This is a genomic window from Pantoea sp. SGAir0183 (genome assembly GCF_043545505.1).
Window position 1 is genome coordinate 1,053,410 of sequence record NZ_CP028053.1, and the last position, 22,361, is coordinate 1,075,770.

A 22,361-nucleotide genomic window follows, 5' to 3' on the forward strand; every position below is an offset into this window, starting at 1 on the left:
TCTGCCATTCCCGCTCTTGCCGTGGCGTTCTCTGATACAATTACAGCGAAATTATTTAACCTGACCTGACAATATCCGGGTTGGAGGGATCTGCCGTCATCATGCGTGTTAGCTCAGCGAACGGACACGTATCTGAGCGCCGCCCGTTTCCCCGGCCGGTAATGCACACTGCCCGCCACGTCAGAAGATTTTGCTCAGTGGCCATGCATACCACACCCGGCCGGCGCTGATGATGCGCGGACTTTTTTGCCCGATGATTGAGGATCGTCATCCCGCATGCGTTGTTGTTTACTGCCTTGCCTGTGTGTTGCCGGAGCCTGAAATGCAGCAGACAGAATATGTAATTGAAGGTCTGGTTCGGTTTTCACCCGCTCAGGGACGACTGTGCCTGGTCGAGTCCAGTGAAACCAGCGTGCCCTTATCGCCTGCCTGCAATCATTTACTGGAAATGTTTCTGAAAAGCCCCGGCGTGGTGCTGGCCCGGGAACATATTCTTGATAATTTCTGGCAGGAAACGGGCGCAACGCCTTCGTTCAACAGCCTGAATGCCTATGTATCGTCTATTCGACGCGGTTTTGCCTCGCTGGGCATCAGCCAGGACGTTATCACCACCGTTTATAAAGTGGGCTTTGTTTTCAATCCCACGCTGGCGATTCAAACGACGCACCTTGAGCCGGAACTGGCGGCTCCCACTGCGGAGCCCGTCTCTCCGACGGCGGCTCTGCCGCGACGCGACCGTCGTTATTACGCTGCAGGTATTGCGGTGCTCCTGCTGGCAGGCATGACTGTGCTGGTGCTGTCTTCCCTCCGGCCTGAAAAATCGATCGCGCCTGTCAGCGTGGCAGACGTCAACGGCTGCGAGGTACTCTATCTGCCGGTGCATCCGGGGGAATCGGCTTTCCCGCCGGAACCCGTGTGGCGCAAAATCATCGCCAGCAGCGGCATGCCCTGTCAGAAGGGCGGCAAATATCTGTTTTACGCGGACAGAAACGTGACGGCCGGCCACTGGGGCAATGTCTACGTCGCTTACTGCCGCCACGTAACGGGCGGCCAGGCCTACTGCTCAAACTATTCTGAACTCGGATGGCGGGCAGAGAATGAATAAGAAGAACGTCGTGTCGCTCAGTCTGGTTTTGCTCTGTGCCATCCTGGTTATTGCGGGAGGCCTGTACTCTGTAAAATCGCAACGCGCCATGTTCGAATTTACCTGCGCAGCGAATTTTCAACAGCGCGATCTCACCCGGAATTATCATCTGGATGCCAGCTTTGTGCTGACGCTGCGTCATTCCGGAGAAGGTATGGTGTCCGTTGATGGAGCGGTCTATCAAGCGGGAAATACGTATATCTTAAGACGTAATGTCGAATTTCAGTATTCACCCTATATCCAGTCACTTTATAAGCTCGACCACTATAGTGTGAGTCGCGGTCTGCGCGACAACGTACCGGAAAATATATTAAACAGCCACTTTGCCTATCTCTATATTTCGAAAATAAAAGGAATGGACGATGCGATATTGGTAGGCAGTCGGGTATTACCTCTTATCGTTTGTCATACCCGCTAATGGCGTTGTCCGCAGGCGCGGGTAGCGCCGTTTCGCACGTCCTTGCCCTGTGGAATGTACGCGGGTTTACGCCTCCTTCTGGTGGCTACCCTGCACAGCGAGCGTCTCTTTTGTGGAATTTAATTTTATATAAAATTATAAAAACAGTTTTTCCTTTCTAATATTAACCATTCTAAGGTGTTTGTGGCTATTTCAGCCCCGTAATTGTTAAATCCTCATATCGGCAGCATGCCCGGGTTCGTTACAGCCTGGCGCTGTAACGAAATAACAGACATAGCCGGAAAATTTAATTTTTGAGGTGTTAACACTTTACGGGGAAACGGCCATGAAAGAGCTTGCTTATAAAATTCAATGTGACGCGAAATGGAATCAGCTTCAGGACACTGAGAAAAAACCACAGATGAAAGACGTCATTATGTGTCTTATTAAAAAACAGTCGGAAGGCATATTAACCCGGGACGTCGCCGATGAGTGCGATATGTCTATTTACGCTGCAAGAAACTGGCTGTTAAAACTGGAAAACAGTGGACTGCTAAAAAGAGAGGCCGGAACCAAATCCTGTAAATGGTTTATTCTTTAGTGTTTCCCGTGCGTGCTCCCGATGACCTGACGCTCACCGGCAACCGTGCGTGACTGCACAGGCGGGATGTGCCGCAGGGAAAGAAGCCCGTCATAACGCGGCAACGGACGCGCCCGCGCGCGCGTCAGACTGATGGCCGGTAACCGGCCGTCCTGACGGCGCGCCGCGGGGATTCACACATAGAAATGAATATGTTTTTTACCATGTACCGGGGACGTCTCGATCTGTGTTTTGACCCTGAACACGTCCCACAGCAGTGACTCCGTGAGAATCTCATCCGGCGTGCCCTGCGCCACCACGCCCCCGTGCAGCATAATGATAAGACGATCGCAAAACAGCGCGGCATGGTTCAGATCGTGAATTGCCACAATGCTGGTGACCGGTAGCTCGCTGATCAGCTTCATCAGATGAATCTGGTGGTGAATATCCAGATGGTTGGTGGGCTCATCAAGCAGAATTTCATTCGGTGCCTGAGCAAGGGCCCGGGCGATATGCACGCGTTGCCGTTCTCCGCCAGACAGGCTCTGCCAGCCCTGATCGCAACGTGAGGCCATATCCACACGTTTCAGTGCGGCATCGACGATATCGTCGTCCTGGTGGGTCCAGCTGGAAAACGGCGAGTGATGCGGAATGCGGCCCAGTTTGACGATATCGCGAACACGCATATTGGCACTGGTTAACGCATGTTGTTCAACGAAGGCGACACGGCGGGCAAGCTGTTTGCGGGCAATGGACGACAGGTCCTTGCCATCCAGCAGCACTTTGCCCTTTTGTTGCTTACGCAGGCCAGCCAGAAGACGAAGCAGGGAGGATTTGCCTGAGCCATTTGGCCCCAGTAATCCCACCGTTTCGCCCGGCGATACCGCCAGGGAAACGTCATTAACGATGATTTTTTTCCCCACCTGCCAGGTGAGGTGTTCGGCGCTAATGCTCATTATTGATTCCTGGAGCGATAAATAATAACGGCAAAGAATGGCACACCCACCAGCGCGGTAACCACGCCCACCGGCAGGCTTTGGGGGGCAATCAGCATACGAGAGGCAATGTCCGCCAGCACCATCAAAATCGCACCCGCGATAGCACAGGCCACCAGCAGGCGGCTGTGCAGAGGACCGAAAAAGAAGCGCATCACATGCGGCACCACCAGCCCGACAAAGCCAATTGAGCCGGCCATGCTGACAATCGTGGCGGTCATCAGGGCGGTTGCCGTGAACAGCACCAGACGAACCACGCCAACCGGAATACCTAACGAAGCCGCGGCATCGTCGCCAAAGGTGAAGGCATCCAGCGCGCGCGCATAATAAAGACAGACCGCTAAACCGACCAGCACGACCACGACCACCAACTGAAACTCCGGCCAGCGTACGCCGCTAAAGCTGCCCAGCAGCCAGAACATGACGTCGCGCGCCTGCTGCGCATTTGCCGAGGTACTGATGGTGTAAGCGGTTATCGCATTAAAGAGTTGTGATGCCGCAACGCCCGCCAGAATCGTGCGCTCCGTCCCGCCACGTGCGCCATTGGTCAGCAGGGCAACAAACGCAAAAGCCGCAAAGGCACCGGTAAAGGCACCCAGCGAAAGGGAGATGGCACCCGCGCCGACGCCCGAGACCACAATCAACACCGCCCCGGTTGATGCGCCAGCCGAAACCCCTAACACGTAGGGTTCGGCAAGGGCATTCTTCAGCAGGCTCTGTAACACCGCCCCGCAAATCGCCAGACCTGCCCCACTGAATGCGGCAACCAGCGCCCGGCTTAAACGGAAATCCCAGATCACGCTTTCATGGATACGGTTAACGGGCACCGCCGTCATTCCCAGTTTATTGGTGACGGTATAAAAGACGGATTTTAGCGGTATTGATAACTCGCCTACGCTGACGCCCAGTGCAATCACCACAACCAGCACGACGAGGGCGAGGATCGCAATGGCGATAAACCCCACTCGTCGTGCCTGAACAACCCCTTCACTCATTAATTCAGGCCCATCTTACGTAACTGCTCTGCAACCTGTTCTGCACCATAAATCGTACGAATCGTCGGGTTCATCGCCTGACCGTCCATCACGACAATATGGCCTTTTTTCACGGCATCGAGCTGGCTCACGGCCGGATCGCTTTTCAGGAACTTAATCTTTTCTTCGGCGCTATCCAGCTTCCAGCGATTACGATCAAGGCTGGTGACCACGATGACATCCGGATTGGCGGCAATGATACTTTCCCAACTGACGGTGGGCCACTCGGTTTCGGTGGTAATGGCATTATGGCCGCCCAGCAGATCGGCGATAAAGCCGGAGGCACCATTTTTACCGCCCACGTAGGCATCCGCGGTGGGGGAGGAGCTGGAGAACCAAAACACGAAAGACAGGTCTTTCTTGCCTTTAGGAAAGGCTTTTCTCAGGGCGCTTTCACGCTTTTTAAAGTCGTTGATCACCTGCTGTCCGCGATCTTCAACGTTAAAGATTTTGGCAAAATCGGCGATTTCTTCGTAAACATAGGCCATATTCCACAGCGTCGAACGGCTGCCATAAATATCGCCGGTATTCTGCTTTGTGGCACACATGCCTGGTGACAGGTAGGTGTTTATGCCAACGGACTCAAAGTCTTCGCGTTTGGCAACTTTACTGCTCGGCCCCATCAGTAGCTGAATCTGGGCAGCCACAAAATCGGGGTTTTTCGCCAGGATGGATTCCAGCGTAGGGATCTCGACGGTCAGTACCGGCACTTTGGCATTCTTTTCAGCAAGCTCAGGTAACACTTTGGTCGGCCAGAATGCGCTCGCCACCATTTTATCCTGCAGCCCCAGCAGCAGCATGATTTCCGCCGTATTTTGCCCAAGCGCTACGACGCGCGCTGGCGCTTTAGTAAAGGTTTCCTTCTGACCACAGTTTTCGATGGTCAGCGGATAGGTGGTGGCCCAGGCGGAACTCGTCGTGAGGAAAATAAAACTCAACAGGCTAAGCATTTTTTTCATTGGTGTTTTCCATCATTAAATGAGACGGCATGCCGTAACGATTCTGGCGCGGCGAATTTTATCAGACAAAAAATGTAAATAGAAATCATTATTATATGAGTTGATATTTAACAAAAACGCATAAAATTTACTTCAGTTATTAGCCGGGAAAGAAATATCAGCGCAGCAATAAAGATAAATCACGCCGAGTCAAAACAGCGTGATAAGCCCTTGCTGAGGCGGCACTGATGCCGTTCTTGCATAAGAACGGGTTAATCGTTTTCCACGTGATAAAAAGATCACGAACCATTGAGCGGCATCGATATCAGAGAATAAACCCAAAAAACGCTTTGCACTTGACCGAACGCACAATTAAAACGGGCCTGGGTGAGAGAGCAGAGTGAAACAGATAGCCTCCATGTGTGCTCCACAGTTCAGACAAACTCAGGCAACCTGGGGTGCTTATCATCCTGCCACCGTTGTGGAGGATGTCATGAATACCCTTACGTTTATTGCTAAATACTGTGAATACGGCCTCAAGGTTGCAAGGTGTTTTATTATTAATGATGCACGTTTTCATACGCAGCGATTGCGTATTTTACTGGGCAGAGAGCCTGACCTGATTCATCCGGTCACCCTGAATGAAAAAATGTGTCATCGGCTGATTTATGACAGGAATCCGCATTATACGCAGTTGGCGGATAAATTAGCGGTGCGTGATTACGTGGCCAGCCGGACCGATGATGTGATGATTGTGCCACTCATTAACACGTATAAAAGCACCAAAGAGATTGCGTTAAACCGTTTACCCGCGACTTTCGTTTTGAAATGCAATCACGACAGCGGCAGCACGACAATCTGTAAAGACAAAGCGACGTTCAATATCAAAGCCGCTTTACTGAAGCTGGATTTAGCGATGAAAAAGAATATGTATTACACCACTCGGGAATGGCAATATAAAAACATCTCGCCGATGATTCTCTGTGAAGAATATATTGAATTGTTTGCAGGCCGTGAAAGAAGTACAACGCCTGAGATGTTGCGTATCCATTGTTTCAACGGTAATGCCAGCATTATTGAAGCGGATTTTACGGATGAGCAGGGCAGGGAATATGTCAATGTCTACAACAGAAAGTGGGAACTGCAGCCTTTCCAGATTGACTATCCTCATCATCCTGCGCCGATAGCCGAGCCCGCGTTGTTTTATCGCGCACTCTGTGCCGCGCAGGCGCTGGCAAAAGATATCGACTACTGTCGGGTCGATTTAATGCTGAAAGATGACAGCCTGTATTTTAGTGAAATCACCTTAACGCATCAGCGCGGCAAGCTCAAAATAATGCCTCTGGAATGGGACGCTAAACTCGGCGCGATGTGGCAACAGAAGCCGTATCAACCCACCTTATCCTGCCGATCTGCCCTGGCGCGCAACGGGCCAGCGCAATAAAAACAGCGAACCGCCCTGAGAAGACGTTTTATAGCCGATATCGCCACCGTGAGCCTGCATAATTGCTTTGGCGACCGACAGGCCCAGCCCGCAGCCTGTCGGATTGGCCGCACGACCTGCGATACCACGTTGAAACGGCTCGAACATATGACGCTGGAACTCTTCGGCTACGCCCGGCCCCGCATCTTCCACCTCAATAAAGTAGGCGCTGTCCCGGACACCGCTTCGCACAGCGATCGGGCCTGGCGTGGCGTAATTGCGTGCATTATCAAATAAAATCGTCAGGCACTGAATAATTCTGAGGGGATCACATTGCGTTATCGCCTGCGTTTTCTCCATGACCAGAGTGAATCCACGTTCACGGAACTGATGGCAAAACGCAGTACTGACGTTCTCCAGGATATCGCTAAACGGGACAGACTGGATATCCAGCGTAAACGAACCCCCTTCCGCCGCGCCGACAACGCGAAGGTCGTCGATCAGACGAGATAATCCCTCAGTCTGCCGCAAGAGGCTGATAAATAAGGGGAGTTCAGGCTCAAAAACGCCATCGACCAGCCCCTGCAACCTGCCGCGCAGAATAGTCACCGGTGTGCGAAGTTCGTGGGCAATGGCCGCGTTCCAGGACTTCCTTTCGTTGTCCAGGGTCTGCAGTTTTTCCGCCATGTCGTTAAAGTCCCGGACTAACAGATTGACCTCGCCCAGGCGGCTCTGGCTGCTGGCGGCGCGCGCGCTTAAATCACCCTGAGAAATACGTCGCAGGCTGGCGGCGACGGAACTTAAAGGGTGAAGGATTTTCGCGGTGAGTTTAAACGCAAACAGCAAGGCAATCAGGATGCAGAGAGAGGAACTGATGGCGATCCAGACCCAGTCGAAGACCGTCATATTTTCGCTGTTGCTGGCGGATAAGCCACCAGGGATATGATCAATGACAAAGCTGTAGAACAGATAGGAGCCCACCACCGCGACAAAAATAATGGCTAAGGCCAGAGTCAGCATAAACAAAAGAATTTGCCGACTGAGCGCTTTGTCTTTATTCACTTCTGTTCACCCAGCCGATAGCCCATGCCGCGAATACTTTCCGGTACGCCTGATATGCCACAGTTTTCGAATTTTTTGCGTAATTTACTCATGTGGCTGTCGACCGTTCTGTCCAGCGTATCGCTTTCAGGTAAGCAGGCGTTCAGCAACTCTTCCCGACTAAAAACTCTACGTGGGTATTTTGCCATGTGAGTCAGCAGCTTAAATTCTGTCGTGGTCAGGACAGGCGTCAGTGTCTGACCGTTGCTGTGAATCTCCACATAAAACTCATCGGGATAAAGCGTCATGAAACGGTTTTTAATCAGGTTTTGTGGTGCCACCTGAGGGTTGGCGCGGCGCAATACCGCCTCGATACGGGCCACGACCTCAGAAGGATTAAACGGTTTAACGATATAATCGTCCGCACCCAGCCGAAGCCCCATGAGTTTATCGATATCCTGATCCAGGGCTGTGACCATGATGACCGGCGTATTGCTCTCTTTGCGCAATGTTGAAAGGACATTCCAGCCATCAACGCGGGGCAACTGGATATCAAGCAGCACTAAATCAGGCTGCAGGCAGGTGATCAATGTGAGGGCTTGCTCACCGTCGGCCGCATGGACGGTTCTCATCCCGGCTCGCTTGATGTAACTCATCAGGATATCGGAGATTTCAACATCATCCTCCGCCACCAGGATTAATTTGTCGTTATTCATGACGCCCTCAACATCAAAGTCAGAAACGGTTGTCGGTCAATGTTACATCCACACCAGAATGCGTCGCCTCGCAATCGGCACAGTATGTCAGTCGCGGCAGACCAGCAAAGCACACTGCGACATAACAGACATCAGGCCCTGAACGCATACAGCATGATGAGACCGCAGGAGGCTCGCAACAGTTCACTCACCACTCTTTTTGCAGCAGGGCAAAAACCAACGTGTCCTCATACACAGGCACACCGTCTTCCTGCGTAAAACAGACGTACTCTTTGAAGCAGCCTTCCAGGCGCATCCCCAGACGGCGGCATAGCGCTTGTGAGCCTGCATTATCGCTTGCAACATACGCATAGAGGCGGCGGACATCCCTGACGTTAAAGAGATAAGTAAACAGACAGGTCGTGGCTTCCAGTGCAAAACCCTGTCCCTGATAGTGTGGATTGACATACCAGCCAACGCTTAACGTATTGTCATCGGGCTCGGCCTCACCAGAAGCAAACAGATGGCCGATCACGGCACCCGTTTCTTTTAAACAGATGGCATATTGCGTGTCATCATCGCGCCTTTTTGTGGCTTCCTCTCTGGCGGCGGCCATGTCTTCCAGTTTTTCATCGTAAAAGCATGCGGGCTGGGGATCAGACAAATAAGCAAACAGCGCTTCGGCGTCGTCCGGCATAAAACGCCGCAGGATTAATCGTTCTGATTCTGCTATTTGCATAACGCACCTTTACGTGAGGAAATAGAAGCGATAATAGGGACAGATAAAGCATTTTTAAAAGGCTGCACTGTGTGAAAACTGGCGCTATATTACTGTTGATGGTTTGATGTTGTCCATCGTATATAAGCCATTCCCCCCGTTTTTATTTAATGATTTTCTTCTCCATATTCCCTCCATAAAAATGACATCATGGCTCATTGTTCGCGCGTTAAGCTGTAACTATGCGCATTATTATGAGACCGTTCGTGATGAGGCCAGGTATTTTAATCAGGTTAAGTTATTGCTGTTTATTTTGGTCATTACTCGCGACAGGAATAAGTCCCGCATCAGGCCTGTCTCAAAAAATTTATCGTGTTCCCCACGCAAAGCCGACGGTTATTGCGCTTTATTATCCAAAAAAAACGCTCACCGTTCACGCGTGGAACCGGCATTTTTGGCAGGCCGTCGCGACAAACGTCACAGCCTGGCGCGGCGGTCGGGTTACCCGGCTGTTATATAAGTCCGTTGTCCATCGGCTGACAGAAAACTGACGGTGGAGCGCGTCGGGTGAAATGCATCCCACAGATGCGCACAAAAGGGCGTCATGCGCTGAATAACACCTGATCAGATGCAGCAGGAACACACCATACTTATTTTCTCAGGGTAGAACATGCCTCAGTTTTTTATTAACCGCCCCGTTTTTGCCTGGGTAATTGCCATCTTTATTATCGTGTCTGGCCTGCTCGCGATTCCAAAATTACCGGTGGCCCTGTATCCGTCTGTCGCGCCGCCTACCATTACCATTAATGCCTCTTATCCGGGCTCAACGCCGGAAACGATGAACAACAGCGTAATTGCCCTGATTGAGCGTGAGCTTTCTTCGGCGAAGCACGTGCTGTATTACGAATCATCCAGCGATACCAGCGGCATGGCTTCCATTACCGTGACCTTCGCGCCGGGAACCGATCCCGAGCTGGCGCAGGTTGACGTGCAAAACCGTATAAAAGTGGTGGAGCCTCGCCTGCCGCAGGTTGTGAGACAGAATGGCCTGAGCGTTGAAGCCTCAGGCGCAAATTTTTTGATGATTGTCGGGCTGACATCGAAAGACGGTAAGCTGACTGACGCCGATCTGAGCGATTACTTTTCCCGTAACCTCTCCGAAGAACTGCGCCGGGTGGAAGGCGTGGGCCGCGTTCAGCTGTTTGGTGCCGAGAAAGCGATGCGGATTTGGATCGATCCCGTCAGGCTGAGTCAGTATCGTCTGTCCGTCAGCGATATTAACCGGGCGGTCAGCATTGAAAACGCACAGATTGCGCCAGGCCGGACCGGTGATTCACCCGCTATCCCCGGTCAGCAGGTCAGCTATGCGCTGCTGGTCACCGGGCAGCTCGGCTCACCTGAGGCGTTTGGTCATATTACCTTACGCGCCAATCCCGATGGTTCGCGCGTCATTCTGTCGGATGTGGCCCGCGTCGAACTGGGTTCCCAGTCCTATGGTTTTGCTACGCGTGAAAACGGTCACGTGTCGACGGCGGCGGCCATTCAGCTGACGCCGGGAGCAAACGCCGTTAAAACCGCAGACAGGATCAGACAGCGGCTGAATGAACTGAGTAACGCCATGCCCGAAGGCATTACCTACAGCATTCCGTTTGATACCACGCCGTTTGTAAAAATCTCCATTGAGAAAGTGGTTCATACCTTTATTGAAGCCATGGTGCTGGTCTTTCTCGTCATGTACCTGTTTTTGCAAAACATTCGTTATACCTTTATCCCGGCTATTGTGGCTCCAATTGCCCTGCTGGGCACATTTACCGTTATGCTGCTGTCTGGCTTCTCGGTCAACGTACTTACGATGTTCGGTATGGTACTGGCCATAGGGATCATTGTTGATGATGCCATCGTCGTGGTGGAAAACGTCGAACGTATCATGGCGGAAGAGGGACTGGGCCCGAAAGAAGCGACCCGGAAAGCGATGAAAGAGATTACCGGCGCGGTCATCGGCATTACGTTAGTGCTGAGTGCCGTGTTTATCCCAATGGCGATGGCAAGCGGGTCGGTCGGCGCGATTTATCGCCAGTTTACGCTGACAATGGCTGTCTCTGTCTTGATCTCGGCATTTCTGGCGCTGAGCCTGACCCCCGCCCTTTGTGCGACATTGCTCAGGCCTGTCAACCAACACGCGCAGCAGAAAACAGGATTTTTTGGCGGGTTTAACCGCCAGTTTGCCGCCATTACGGCGCTGTATGGTCGCGGCGTCAGTCGCTTACTGAAACGCGTCGGCAGCGCGCTGGGGGTTTACGCGGCGCTGTGTCTGCTGCTTTTCCTGGCGATGAAAAACCTGCCTTCGTCCTTTTTGCCTGAAGAGGATCAGGGCTACTTTATGACGTCCATTCAGCTACCCTCGGAAGCCACGGCAGCGCGCACGCTAAACGTGGTTAAGGCTTTTGAACAGGCGGTGCTTTCACGCCCCGCGACGCAATCGACCATCGCCATTCTCGGTTTCAGCTTTGCCGGATCCGGGCCCAACTCGGCGATGGCGTTTACGACTTTAAAAGGCTGGGACGAACGAAACGGCGCGACCGCCTTTTCTGAAGCGGCGCATGCGCAGGAACAGATGGCGATGAATCCTGAAGCGGAAACCTTCAGTTTGATCCCGCCCGCCATTGATGAGCTGGGGAACTCCTCGGGTTTTACCCTGCGTCTGCAGGATCGCGGTGGTAAAGGCCTTGCTGAACTGAAGAAGGCTGAAGCGCAGTTGCTCGCGCTGGCGGCAAAAAGCCCGGTGGTCCGCAACGTTTATGTCGATGGCCTGCCTGACGGACAGATGATCCGACTGAATATTGATCGCCAGAAAGCCTTCGCGTTGGGCGTCTCTTTTGAGGAGATCAGCCAGACGCTCTCGGGAGCGATCGGTTCGCTGTACGTCAATGACTTCCCGAACCGCGATCGTATGCAGCAGGTCATTATTCAGGCGGATGCGAGATATCGCATGCAACCGGACGACGTCCTGGCGTTATATGTGCGCAACGCGACAGGCGGCATGGTGCAGATCGGTGAGTTTGTGCAGGCTCAGTGGGAAACTGCCCCCTTGCAACGGGTGCGTTATCAGGGCTACCCGTCAATAAAAATCACCGGTAACCCTGCACCAGGCTATTCAAGTGGCGATGCGCTTAACGAGATGGAACGTCTGGTAAGGCAGTTGCCTGAAGGGTTTGCCCTTGAGTGGAGCGGCGGATCGTTACAGGAGCAGCAATCTGCATCAGAAGCGCCCGCGCTCATGGTGCTGTCGATGCTGGTGGTCTTTCTGGTGCTCGCGGCGCTGTATGAAAGCTGGTCAGTTCCGATATCGGTCATGCTGGTCGTCCCGCTGGGACTGCTGGGAGCGGTACTGATGGTCAGCATGCTGGATATGCAAAACGACGTCTTTTTTAAAGTCGGGATGATCACTCTCATCGGGCTGTCGGCAAAAAATGCCATTTTGATCGTCGAGTTTGCGAAACAGATTCACGAAGGTGGTAAGGGGCTGGTCGACGCCACCTTAGCGGCTTCACGTATGCGTTTGCGGCCTGTTCTGATGACATCGCTGGCGTTTACCTTGGGTGTTGTACCGCTGATGCTGGCCACAGGGGCCAGCGCGACAACGCAAAAGGCGATTGGAACGGGCGTGTTTGGTGGCATGATCAGCGGCACGTTACTGGCCATCTTCTTTGTTCCGCTGTTCTATTTCTTGGTCATGAAGGTCGTGGAGAAACTGACGCGCAAGCGATCTTAACTGTGTGCAGGGCCGCGTGGGTAAAAGGCCGCCTCCTGGCGTGAAAAGCACAGTGGAGAAGACCAACGCCTTTTACACCGTCGCCGTGAGGCGGACAGAGCGTAAATAACGGACGTGCCTGTTTCGTTCGTGGATCTGGATTGTGAACGGGCTGCCCGGCCAAAGATGCTGTCCGGTCAGTGCCGTGAGCGCCACTTGTAAGACCGCAGAGCGATAAAACCCGCACCATAAAAAAAGCCAGCGCAGAAAGCGCTGGCTTGTTGCGGTTACGTCATGATCAGAACTGATAAACCAGACCCACGGCCAGGATATTGTCGGTTGAAATACCGGCTGCCTGAGTAAAGTCGGTTTCATCAAGCAGGTTGATCTTATAATCGATGATGGCTGACATATTTTTGTTGAAGTAATAAGCCGCGCCCAGATCAATGTATTTTACCAGGTCCCGATCACCATATCGTTCAAGATCTTTCCCTTTTGACTGCAGATACGCGATGCTGGGGCGCAGACCGAAGTCGAACTGGTACTGTGCAACCACTTCAAAATTCTGGGCTTTATTGGCGTAGCCTGGATTGCCATTACCAATGCGGGTAGCATTGTATGTCTGTGTATATTGGGCTGCCAGGTAAATAGCATTGGCATCGTATTTCAGGGCGCCTGAATACGTTTCAGCATTATCACCTTCGCCCAATGCCAGGCCGTTCTGGTCCAGCGTACGCTTAGAATGCGAATAGGCGACACCGAAATTGACACCTTCTGGCAGAGCATACGTTACAGCCGCGCCATAGCCATCGCCATTCTGCTTCACTGCATTTCGGTTGTTATTGGTGAGACTACCACCTTCAGCGTTGGAGCCCCCATTTCTGCCTTGGTACTGCAAGGCAAAATTAAGGCCGGGGACCAGGCCAAAGAAATCGGTGTTACGATAGGTTGCCAGGCCATTGGCACGTTGCTGCATAAAGTTATCCGAGCCGTAGCTGTCGCCACCGAACTCTGGCAGGACGTCGGTCCATGAGGTGACATCGTAAACAACGCCGTAGTTGCGACCGTAGTTGACCGAACCATACTCACCGAATTTCAGTCCGGCGAAGCCTAAACGCGTCCAGGACTGGTTTTCAGACTTTTCATCACGGTTTGCCTGCATATTGTATTCCCACTGACCAAAACCGGTCAGTTGGTCGGTAATCTGCGTTTCACCTTTTACACCAAGACGGGCATAGGAGTTATCCCCATGTCCGTCGTTATCACTGGTGAAATAGTGCAACCCCTGCATTTTACCGTACAGATCAATTTTATTACCGTCTTTGTTATAAACTTCCGCAGCATTTGTTACGCCTGCGGCGAATAAAGTGGTAACGGCCACTGCAACTAAGTTAAGTTTCATTAAAGAAATCCTTTTAATTATGTTTTGTCTCGACCAGAACAATTGAAAGGTATGGTGCGCTTAAATGGCGTGTTATTTTTAAAACAGAATGCAGTGTGAATTCAATAATAAGTTTCCGTAAGATCTTGTTTGTTTTTTGTTTATATGATCCCGATCCAGTAATCAGTGATTATTTGTTATCACTTTATTATGCTGTTTGATTTTATTGTGATATTTATTTTGAGTATTTTTTTATATATTTTTACCTTGGCGATGTTTGTTGTTACTGCTTCTTATTTTTTCTTTTTGTTTGAATTTTTATGGGTGTCGCTGTGATGGTTTATGTCATTTTTTGTATCGATCAGAAGTCGTAACTAGCATGTTAATTATAGAGGCATATCTTAAGTAATAGTTAAAGCTGTATCGAATTCTATTATTAAACTTCGAGTGAAAGGCAGCGTGAATAGTGTCAAGAGAGAGGTATTTTGCAGATGACACAAACGTTGTAATGAAGATTTGTTAAAAAAATGCCCATCAAGCCTCCTGACACTGTTGCAGCATCGGTTAACACATCGGGCCTGATCGTTTTCTGTATTAGCCTGCCAGCACAAAAATGGAGGAGGTTGCTAAGCGTCTTCATTTTTTAGGTGATGCCTTAGAACATCACCCGTAATTAAAGCGCGTTTTTATCATACCTGTACGGATTGCAGTAATAAGAAATCTGCGTCGATGCATCCGGTGTTCATAGATGATGCGGTGTTGATGTTTAATTCGCTGTTAACGTATTCACATCTCGCATTTCAAAATGAAATCACTATCCGAATTGGGTTTTCTTTTTGAAATTCTCATTTTTTATTTCGTGAAGGATTTCACTTTTACCCCTTCACCTTCTTTTACTGACAAATAAATTAAATCCTTTCTTCTCAGACGATTGCATTATTTTTTCTGTTTTTTTATCGGGTCTGGCACGGCGTCTGCAAACAATAACGTTGTCGCGTATAACACTGGAGATAATGGCATGGCTTATAAAATTTTACTCCCACAGGAAATTATGGCGGAAGGGAGAGCGTATCTGGAGAGTCGGGGCTATGAATTAATTACGGGCTCTGGCATGGAAGAGGACGACATTATTCGTGATATTCCCGACTGTGATGGCATCATCGTTCGGCTTTCAAAAATGTCTGAACGTGTATTTAACGCCGCGAAAAAACTCAAAGTCGTCGCACGACACGGTGCGGGCTACGATACTGTCGATCTTGAGGCCGCGAAACGTCACGGTGTTGTGGTGCTGAATGCGCCGGTGGCGAACAGCATGTCCGTGGCCGAACTGGCTATTTTCTACATGCTGCACTGTTCCCGCAATTTCAGGTTGGTTGAAGAGAAAATGCTTGAGGATTACTACTGGGCAAAATTGCGCACGCCCAAAGTGGAACTGGATGGCAAAACGCTGGGATTAATTGGTGTAGGCAATATTGGCTCGCGCGTCGCTGTTAAAGCCTTACGGGGTTTTAATATGAAAGTGATTGCATACGATCCCTATAAGACGCAGCAACAAATGCCAGACGGCGTTGAACGTACAGATGATATTGACCGCATTTTCAGCGAAAGCGACGTTGTCTCTTTGCATTGCCCGACAACGGCAGAGACCCAGAATTTCGTCGGAGAAAAGCAATTTGCCATGATGAAACCGACGTCTTACTTCATTAATACTGCGCGCGGCAAACTCGTCGATGAAAAAGCGCTGTATCACGCCCTCAGTCACCACCTTATTGCCGGCGCAGGTCTGGACGTTTTAAAGAAAGAGCCCTTCGACGCCAGCGATCCGATTTTTTCACTCAGCAATGTCGTTATTGGCCCTCATATCGGTGCCGCAACGAAAGAAGCCACCGACAGAGCCTCACTTCATACCGCCATAGGGATTGATGAGGTGCTGTCGGGTAAAAAACCAACCTGGCCCGTTCCTGGCTTTGGAGAATAATAAAATGACTATTGGAAATCGTATTTATTTAAAACGTCCTGCAGGTAAGCCTGATTTACTCAAGGAATACGCGCAACTTCCCGCTGCGAATATCGCCGATACCATGAATCGTATTGCTGTGTTGGGCAACGGTATCAGGCGGATTTCTTCCCCTCAAAAACCGGTTATGGCGGGATATGCCATTACGGTGAAAGCGCGCGCGGGCGACAACCTGATGTTGCATGCCGCACTGGATATGGCGACGGAGAATGACGTTATTGTCGTATCTAATGAAGGTGACCGTTCGCGAGCCCTGATGGGCGAAATCATGGTGGCTTACGCGCATCACTGCAAGAAGATCGCTGGCATCGTGCTGGATGGTCCCATCCGCGATATTGATGCTTTGTCACAGTTGGATTTTCCCCTTTTTGCCACAGGGGCAAACCCGGCCGGTCCGTTTAAAGAAGGTCCTGGCGAAGTAAATACACCTGTTGCGGTGGGTGGCGTAGCCGTGTGCCCTGGCGATCTCATTATTGGTGATGCGGATGGCGTAATTGTTGTTCCTTTGCATGATGCAGAACCCTTACTCGAAAAAGCTAAAGCGTATGCAGCATTCGATGCGAGCAAAGTTGAAGCCGCAAAAAACGGCACGGCAAATCGTGAATGGGTCACCAAATCACTGGAAGAAAAGGGCGTTGAATTTATTAACGACGTATTTCGTTAGTCGACCAATATAATATCCATTCGCTCAAACCACGGGAGTCATGCTCTCGTGGTGATAAGCAAAGGTAAAAATATATGTTCTCTTTAAAAATCTTATTGATCGTGTTTTTCCCGGTTTTATTCTGGATCTTGCCTAACCCTGACGAGATTTCCGCCACGACCTGGCATATGGTCGGTATTTATCTGGCGATGTTATGCGGGCTGGTATTTCGGCCTTTTACGGATGCGATTATTATGCTCATTATCCTCGGCATCGCATCTGTTTTTATCGATCCCCATATTCTGTTTGCAGGTTATGGCACGGCCATGGTCTGGTTTATTATCAGCGCCTTTATTATTTGTAAGGCATTCGTTATTACCGGACTGGGTAAACGTATCGCCTACATCTTACTGAAACGCTACGGCAGAAATACTCTGACACTGGGTTATCTGATGATGGTTACGGACACCGTGCTGGCTCCGGCCACCGGCTCGAATATGTCGCGCTCTGGCGGTATCGTCTATCCCATTTTCCGCAACATTGCTGAAGCGTTGGGCTCAAAACCTGACGAGGGTAGCCGCCGGATTGGTTCCTACCTGACGATTCTGATGTATGTCGTATCAATGGGAACATCCAGCTTGTTTTTAACCGGTATGGCCACCAACGCTATCACCGTGTCACTGGCTAACGAAATTATGAAGGTCGATCTGGACTGGATGACCTGGTTTAAGGCGGCCATTATTCCGGCCGGATTAGTTCTGCTGCTGTGTCCCTGGATACTTTATAAAGTTTACGCGCCTGAACTGAAAAAAATTGATAACGTCAATGAGATCGCTGAACAGGGACTGCGTGAACTCGGGCCGGTGAAGCGCGAAGAGAAACTGCTGATCGTGTTTTTTATTCTGGGCGTTTTGGGATGGATGACCGGCTCAGTAACGGGTATTCCTTTTATTCCGGTTGGCTTTGCATTCCTTGCCTGCTTGTTGTTATTTAAAGTGCTGAGCTGGGAACATGTGGTCAGTGAAAAAGCGGCCTGGCAAACGTTTGTCTGGTACGGCGCGTTCTATGGATGTGCTGTCGCGCTGTCAAAAGGCGGGTTCTACGTTTTCCTGGTGGGGGTGATTAAAAACTACCTGGATCTTTCTCATCTCAATGAATTTAGCGCAATTGGTGTGCTGATTTTTATCAGTCTTGCCGTACGTTATTTCTTTGTCTCAAACAGTGCGTTTGTCGTCTCTTTTTATCCCGTGTTGTTTACCCTCGGCATGACGACGCAGGCCAATCCAATGTACGTTGCATTGTCGTTGGCGTTTTCAGCAGGCTACGGTGCTCTCCTCACGCATTACGGTAACGGAGCGGGGGTTTTTACCTTCTCCAGTGGCTATGTGCCGCAAAAAACCTTCTGGCTGTTGGGCACAATGATGGTGCTGTTTAACGTCATTGTTTATTTCCTGCTCGGCATTCCTTACTGGAAATTCATCGGTATCTGATCGGAGGATAAACATGAAACTGGATCTTCGTATCAAAAATGGCCTGACGATAGACGGCCACGGCCAGAATTATATTCAGCGGGATGTGGGCATTATGGGGGATGTTATCGTTGATCTTACCCAGGTTGACGGCATTGAAGCTGAAACTGAAATTGATGCCGCAGGCTGTATTGTCCTTCCCGGTTTAATTGACTTTCATACTCATGTTTTTCATGGCGGAACGGCTATCAGCGTGAATCCAGACATCATTTGTTTGCCCAATGGCGTAACCAGCGTGGTTGACGCTGGCAGTAGCGGTTGGGTCAATTATGGATTGTTCCGTAACAGTGTGATCAACACAGCTACGGTAAGGATAAAAAGTTACTTAAATGTAGTAAATGTAGGCCTGTCTACGCTGGGTGGTGGGCCGACGGGATATCTGGAAAACACGAACCCGGCCAATTTTAATCGGGAAAAAATAAAGCAGGTTGTCAGCAAAAATGCAGACAATATTCTGGGCCTGAAGCTGCGCTACAGTCAGGATATTGCGAAAGGCAAACCCTACAGCAGCGATCCTTTTCTGACCACCGTTGCGCTGGCACGTGAGCTGAATACCTCGTTATGCGTGCACGTCACGGATTCCCAACGCCAGGCGGACGAACTCATCCCGCATTTCAACCCGGGTGATATATACGCGCACTGCTTTCACGGAACGGGTCACACCATCCTTAATGAGCAGGGCGAAGTGTACCCGTCGATTCAGGCAGCCCAGCGGAAAGGCGTCATCTTTGACTGTTCAAATGGCGTGGCGCATTTTGATTTTAATATTGCCCGTCATGCGATGGCGCAGGGATTTTATCCCGATATTATCAGCACGGACTTAACGCAGCGTAACAGCCTGCGTACGAATAAGGTCTACAGTCTGCTTCATGTCATGTCAAAATACCTGAATATGGGTATGTCACTGTTTGATATCGTAAAAGCGGTCACCAGCACCCCTGCCAGGCTAATGAAAATGCAGGGCCAGATCGGAACGCTCACACCGGGGGCATTTGCCGACATCGCCGTGGTTAAAATACGTCAGGAAAAAACCATTTTCGAAGACACGAGGGGCAATCAGTTACAAGGCGATCGCTATATTGATAACTGCTTAACCATCAGTCGTGGGCAGATCTGCTATCGCCGTCTGCATGTTTAATCACGCCTTATCCGTTCGCTCAGTTTTGGAATATTAACGCCAGGTGGTTTTTACGTGCCTGCACATGACGTCTGTCAATATAGGGGCAGACGTTATCTTTATACTTGTTCAGCGCGTTATCGATATAATCGGACTGTTAATGAAGTTCAATGAAATTGTCATTTTCTCTGTTTCAAAAACCATTACTCAGCGTATCTCTAATGTGCTGTTTGAAAAACAGCTAGAATTACCCGTCTACGAAATAGGTTATTCAGATGTGCTGGATAAAGCGAATGAAATGATTCGCGCCGGCACCAGAATCATCATCAGTCGTGGCGGTACCGCTGCCTTACTGCGCAGCAGCCTGGCCATCCCGGTGGTCGAAATTGCACATGATTTTCAAGGCGTGAACCGTATTCTTCAGGAAGCAAAAATCAAGTCGCAGAAGATTGCTGCGGTCGGCTTTCCCCAGTTTTGCCACGCGCTTAAGCATTATCAACATATGACTCATGATAATTTCAAGATCTGTCAGGTCTATAATCATTACGATATCGATAATGTCGTCAAAAGCCTTGCGGAAAATAATTATCAGGTCGTGATTGGCGGTCTGACCGTTGCTGAAATGGCCAAAAAATATGGTCTGAAGGTTGTAATGGGGGATACCGATAATATCTCTATTGAACAGGCCATCAACGAGGCCTTCAGCCTGTTAAAATATATTAACCAGGAAAATCTGAAGCTGGAGATAAGTCAGTCCGCGATAAATCAGTCACGGGAAGGCATTATGTGTCTCGACCCGATGGGGACTGTCGTCACAATAAACAGCAAAGGAAAAGCGCTTTTTCAGTGCCGCGTCGGGGAGAAAATATACAAAAAAGAAGGATTCAAAGACGTATACAACGCCATTATTGACGAGTCTGACGTCAGCGATATGACCCTTGAACTTGACGGGGAACGCATTTCTGTCGCGATAAAGCATTACTGTAAGCGGCAGGAGAGCTATTCAATCGTGACCGGCTGTCTGCAATCGCAAGCCCCGTGGCGAAACACGGTCAGTAAAAAGCGAAAACAGCGTGCTTTTTATACCCGTTACACCTTTGATGATATTGTTGGTGAGTCAGCCAGTATTAAGTCAGCGATCGAAAAAGCAAAGCGTTGTGCCAGCCATGATGCACCTGTCCATATTTTAGGTGATACCGGTACGGGTAAAGAATTGTTCGCTCAAAGCATTCACCAGCACAGCACCCGAAGCCACAGCCCGTTCATTGCGATTAACTGCGCGGCGATTCCTGAAAGTCTGCTTGAAAGTGAACTGTTTGGTTATGCTGACGGGGCATTTACCCAAGCCCGGAAAGGGGGCAAGCCCGGTATCTTTGAGATGGCGATGAAGGGCACCGTATTTATTGATGAAATCAGCGAGGCCCCACTCAACGTACAGGTCAAATTACTGCGTGTGCTACAGGAAAAACAGTTTGTTCGCGTGGGCGGTGATGGGCTGATTGCGGCGGATTTTCGACTCATAACAGCAAGTAATAAAGATTTGAAGGCGCAGATAACCATGGGCGCTTTTCGTCAGGATCTTTATTACCGTATCAATATCCTCACACTCCGGCTTCCCGCGCTGACTGAGCGTAAAGGTGACGTTGAACCTCTTATCCGGCATTTACTTCACCAGCAGGGAAAAGACAGGGTCTTTTCGCCGGATGCGCTGGCGTATTTAAACCGTTATCACTGGCCGGGGAATATACGAGAACTGCAATCGGTCGTGTGCAGACTGGCGGTATTTCATCAGGGCGGTACGGTCGATAAATCGACCGTGATCTCGTTGCTTGAGGATGAGCAGGTACTCAATAACGTGGTGTATGAATCATCCTCTTTTGCGTGCATAGACGCTGAAACCGATCTTCTGAAAAAACAGGAGCGCCGGCTAATTATTGACGTGATGGCAAAATGCCAGGGTGATAAAACCCAGGCGGCGGCAATGCTGGGGATCAGTGCGACCACCCTGTGGCGTAAGCTAAAAGCGTATGAGATCAGCGGCTGAATGTCGACAACGGTGCCGCTTTGATATAGTCAATAAACGTCCGCAATGCCGAAGACATATACTGGCGATTAGGGTAATAAAACTGCAGGCTGGGCCGTTCCGGTAACCAGTCCTCCAGTACCGAGATCAGACTACCGTTTGCCAGATGATCTTTCACCTGCTCGTAATAGAGATAGCCGAGCCCCGCACCCTGCAGTACGGCATCCAACTGTGAATCCATGTCGTCAAGGATGATGTTTCCGCCGGGAAGAAGCGCAAACTGGCCGTCCGGTCCGTTGAATTCCCACTGATAAATCCGGCCACTGCGATGACGAAACATGACGCACGGGTGCACGTCGATTTCGCGTGGATGCGTGGGACGAGGATGACGGGTAAAATAATCGGGACTGGCCGCGACCACCAGTTTGACTTTTGGCCCTACCGGCAGGGCAATCATGTCTTTTTCCAGCGTACTGCTCAGGCGAATGCCCGCATCAAAACCCTCTTTCACAATATCGACCAGCCTGTCTTCTGTCGTGATTTCCACACGAATATCCGGATAGCGCTGGCTAAACCCGGTGACCAGCGGAATCAGCACCAGACGTGAGGCAAGGCGCGAGGCATTGATTTTCAGCACGCCCATCGGCGTCTGGCGATAGCAGTTGGCTTCATCCAGCACCATGTTGATTTCATCGAAAGCGGGGCGTAAACGTTCAAACATACGGGCGCCGGCTTCGGTGAGTGACACGCTGCGCGTGGTACGGTTAAACAGGCGAATTTTCAGCCGCTGCTCCAGTTGCTTAATCGCGTGGCTGACTGCCGATGGCGACAGTCCGAGTTCATCTCCCGCGGCGCGAAAACTGTTGTGCCGGGCAACGGCAATAAAAGTCGCGAAGTCATAGACGTTCAGTTTCATTGATGAAAATCCCTCATTA

Annotated in this window: 18 protein-coding genes; 10 read left to right on the plus strand and 8 right to left on the minus strand. The window is 50.5% G+C overall.

The window, feature by feature from the left end:
* Nucleotides 1–322: 322 nt before the first annotated feature.
* From C1N59_RS05095 to C1N59_RS05105, 3 genes are all read left to right on the plus strand, one after another.
* Entirely contained in the window at nucleotides 323–1,105 is a 783-nt protein-coding gene (locus tag C1N59_RS05095) for a winged helix-turn-helix domain-containing protein (RefSeq protein ID WP_172912821.1), read from the plus strand.
* On the plus strand, nucleotides 1,098–1,562 hold the full coding sequence (locus tag C1N59_RS05100; RefSeq protein WP_162286421.1) for a hypothetical protein: 465 nt from the start codon (nucleotides 1,098–1,100) through the stop codon (nucleotides 1,560–1,562). The genes C1N59_RS05095 and C1N59_RS05100 overlap by 8 nt, the downstream gene beginning before the upstream one ends.
* Nucleotides 1,563–1,887: 325 nt before the next feature.
* The gene (locus C1N59_RS05105; RefSeq protein WP_006120482.1) at nucleotides 1,888–2,142 is read left to right on the plus strand and encodes a FaeA/PapI family transcriptional regulator; all 255 of its coding nucleotides are present in this window, start codon (nucleotides 1,888–1,890) and stop codon (nucleotides 2,140–2,142) included.
* 173 nt (nucleotides 2,143–2,315) lie between these two features.
* Here C1N59_RS05105 and C1N59_RS05110 read toward each other — a convergent pair whose 3' ends face one another.
* From C1N59_RS05110 to C1N59_RS05120, 3 genes are read right to left on the minus strand one after another with little or no spacing between them, the layout of a single operon-like run.
* Nucleotides 2,316–3,077: a siderophore ABC transporter ATP-binding protein EitC gene (locus C1N59_RS05110; RefSeq protein WP_394550383.1), complete on the minus strand. Its 762-nt coding sequence runs from the start codon at nucleotides 3,075–3,077 to the stop codon at nucleotides 2,316–2,318.
* A complete protein-coding gene (locus C1N59_RS05115) occupies nucleotides 3,077–4,111 on the minus strand; it encodes a FecCD family ABC transporter permease (RefSeq protein WP_033739425.1) in 1,035 nt (344 codons plus the stop codon). The genes C1N59_RS05110 and C1N59_RS05115 overlap by 1 nt, the downstream gene beginning before the upstream one ends.
* Nucleotides 4,111–5,109 carry a siderophore ABC transporter substrate-binding protein EitA gene (locus tag C1N59_RS05120; RefSeq protein WP_006120487.1) on the minus strand — a complete coding sequence of 333 codons (999 nt, stop codon included), beginning with the start codon at nucleotides 5,107–5,109 and terminating at the stop codon, nucleotides 4,111–4,113. The genes C1N59_RS05115 and C1N59_RS05120 overlap by 1 nt, the downstream gene beginning before the upstream one ends.
* A gap of 472 nt (nucleotides 5,110–5,581) precedes the next feature.
* Between C1N59_RS05120 and C1N59_RS05125 the strand changes: the two genes are divergently transcribed.
* Complete coding sequence (locus C1N59_RS05125; RefSeq protein ID WP_394550384.1) at nucleotides 5,582–6,532, plus strand: ATP-grasp fold amidoligase family protein; 951 nt, start codon at nucleotides 5,582–5,584, stop codon at nucleotides 6,530–6,532.
* On the opposite strand, the gene C1N59_RS05130 is transcribed toward C1N59_RS05125, so the two are convergent.
* From C1N59_RS05130 to C1N59_RS05140, 3 genes are all read right to left on the minus strand, one after another.
* On the minus strand, nucleotides 6,488–7,573 hold the full coding sequence (locus tag C1N59_RS05130) for an ATP-binding protein (protein WP_394550385.1): 1,086 nt from the start codon (nucleotides 7,571–7,573) through the stop codon (nucleotides 6,488–6,490). The genes C1N59_RS05125 and C1N59_RS05130 overlap by 45 nt on opposite strands.
* On the minus strand, nucleotides 7,570–8,268 hold the full coding sequence (locus C1N59_RS05135; RefSeq protein ID WP_394550386.1) for a response regulator: 699 nt from the start codon (nucleotides 8,266–8,268) through the stop codon (nucleotides 7,570–7,572). The genes C1N59_RS05130 and C1N59_RS05135 overlap by 4 nt, the downstream gene beginning before the upstream one ends.
* 187 nt (nucleotides 8,269–8,455) lie before the next feature.
* Complete coding sequence (locus tag C1N59_RS05140; RefSeq protein WP_054633269.1) at nucleotides 8,456–8,986, minus strand: GNAT family N-acetyltransferase; 531 nt, start codon at nucleotides 8,984–8,986, stop codon at nucleotides 8,456–8,458.
* Between the two features lie 649 nt (nucleotides 8,987–9,635).
* Here C1N59_RS05140 and C1N59_RS05145 point away from each other — a divergent pair.
* Nucleotides 9,636–12,737 carry a multidrug efflux RND transporter permease subunit gene (locus tag C1N59_RS05145; protein ID WP_394550387.1) on the plus strand — a complete coding sequence of 1,034 codons (3,102 nt, stop codon included), beginning with the start codon at nucleotides 9,636–9,638 and terminating at the stop codon, nucleotides 12,735–12,737.
* Between the two features lie 277 nt (nucleotides 12,738–13,014).
* On the opposite strand, the gene ompC is transcribed toward C1N59_RS05145, so the two are convergent.
* Nucleotides 13,015–14,118, minus strand: a complete 1,104-nt coding sequence (gene ompC, locus C1N59_RS05150; RefSeq protein WP_394550388.1) for a porin OmpC — start codon at nucleotides 14,116–14,118, stop codon at nucleotides 13,015–13,017.
* Nucleotides 14,119–15,115: 997 nt separating this feature from the next.
* On the opposite strand from ompC, the gene C1N59_RS05155 reads away from it, so the two are divergent.
* From C1N59_RS05155 to C1N59_RS05175, 5 genes are all read left to right on the plus strand, one after another.
* Nucleotides 15,116–16,075, plus strand: a complete 960-nt coding sequence (locus tag C1N59_RS05155) for a hydroxyacid dehydrogenase (protein WP_394550389.1) — start codon at nucleotides 15,116–15,118, stop codon at nucleotides 16,073–16,075.
* 4 nt (nucleotides 16,076–16,079) lie between these two features.
* Nucleotides 16,080–16,778: an RraA family protein gene (locus tag C1N59_RS05160; RefSeq protein ID WP_033739409.1), complete on the plus strand. Its 699-nt coding sequence runs from the start codon at nucleotides 16,080–16,082 to the stop codon at nucleotides 16,776–16,778.
* Nucleotides 16,779–16,852: 74 nt separating this feature from the next.
* Nucleotides 16,853–18,247 (plus strand): DASS family sodium-coupled anion symporter, encoded by a 1,395-nt coding sequence (locus C1N59_RS05165; RefSeq protein WP_033739407.1) that lies wholly within the window; start codon nucleotides 16,853–16,855, stop codon nucleotides 18,245–18,247.
* Between the two features lie 13 nt (nucleotides 18,248–18,260).
* Entirely contained in the window at nucleotides 18,261–19,424 is a 1,164-nt protein-coding gene (locus tag C1N59_RS05170) for a metallo-dependent hydrolase (protein WP_205955594.1), read from the plus strand.
* Between the two features lie 139 nt (nucleotides 19,425–19,563).
* Nucleotides 19,564–21,447 (plus strand): sigma 54-interacting transcriptional regulator, encoded by a 1,884-nt coding sequence (locus tag C1N59_RS05175; protein WP_394550390.1) that lies wholly within the window; start codon nucleotides 19,564–19,566, stop codon nucleotides 21,445–21,447.
* Here C1N59_RS05175 and C1N59_RS05180 read toward each other — a convergent pair.
* The gene (locus C1N59_RS05180; RefSeq protein ID WP_394550391.1) at nucleotides 21,437–22,342 is read right to left on the minus strand and encodes a LysR family transcriptional regulator; all 906 of its coding nucleotides are present in this window, start codon (nucleotides 22,340–22,342) and stop codon (nucleotides 21,437–21,439) included. The genes C1N59_RS05175 and C1N59_RS05180 overlap by 11 nt on opposite strands.
* Between the last annotated feature and the right edge of the window lie 19 nt (nucleotides 22,343–22,361).

Bases quoted from the DNA above. Each gene is read 5' to 3' on its own strand.
- C1N59_RS05095 (WP_172912821.1), top strand. From the start codon at position 323: ATGCAGCAGACAGAATATGTAATTGAAGGTCTGGTTCGGTTTTCACCC.
- C1N59_RS05100 (WP_162286421.1), top strand. From the start codon at position 1,098: ATGAATAAGAAGAACGTCGTGTCGCTCAGTCTGGTTTTGCTCTGTGCC.
- C1N59_RS05165 (WP_033739407.1), top strand. From the start codon at position 16,853: ATGTTCTCTTTAAAAATCTTATTGATCGTGTTTTTCCCGGTTTTATTC.
- C1N59_RS05155 (WP_394550389.1), top strand. From the start codon at position 15,116: ATGGCTTATAAAATTTTACTCCCACAGGAAATTATGGCGGAAGGGAGA.
- C1N59_RS05105 (WP_006120482.1), top strand. From the start codon at position 1,888: ATGAAAGAGCTTGCTTATAAAATTCAATGTGACGCGAAATGGAATCAG.
- C1N59_RS05135 (WP_394550386.1), bottom strand. From the start codon at position 8,268: ATGAATAACGACAAATTAATCCTGGTGGCGGAGGATGATGTTGAAATC.
- C1N59_RS05145 (WP_394550387.1), top strand. From the start codon at position 9,636: ATGCCTCAGTTTTTTATTAACCGCCCCGTTTTTGCCTGGGTAATTGCC.
- C1N59_RS05125 (WP_394550384.1), top strand. From the start codon at position 5,582: ATGAATACCCTTACGTTTATTGCTAAATACTGTGAATACGGCCTCAAG.
- C1N59_RS05170 (WP_205955594.1), top strand. From the start codon at position 18,261: ATGAAACTGGATCTTCGTATCAAAAATGGCCTGACGATAGACGGCCAC.
- C1N59_RS05120 (WP_006120487.1), bottom strand. From the start codon at position 5,109: ATGAAAAAAATGCTTAGCCTGTTGAGTTTTATTTTCCTCACGACGAGT.
- ompC (WP_394550388.1), bottom strand. From the start codon at position 14,118: ATGAAACTTAACTTAGTTGCAGTGGCCGTTACCACTTTATTCGCCGCA.
- C1N59_RS05160 (WP_033739409.1), top strand. From the start codon at position 16,080: ATGACTATTGGAAATCGTATTTATTTAAAACGTCCTGCAGGTAAGCCT.
- C1N59_RS05115 (WP_033739425.1), bottom strand. From the start codon at position 4,111: ATGAGTGAAGGGGTTGTTCAGGCACGACGAGTGGGGTTTATCGCCATT.
- C1N59_RS05180 (WP_394550391.1), bottom strand. From the start codon at position 22,342: ATGAAACTGAACGTCTATGACTTCGCGACTTTTATTGCCGTTGCCCGG.
- C1N59_RS05140 (WP_054633269.1), bottom strand. From the start codon at position 8,986: ATGCAAATAGCAGAATCAGAACGATTAATCCTGCGGCGTTTTATGCCG.
- C1N59_RS05110 (WP_394550383.1), bottom strand. From the start codon at position 3,077: ATGAGCATTAGCGCCGAACACCTCACCTGGCAGGTGGGGAAAAAAATC.
- C1N59_RS05175 (WP_394550390.1), top strand. From the start codon at position 19,564: ATGAAGTTCAATGAAATTGTCATTTTCTCTGTTTCAAAAACCATTACT.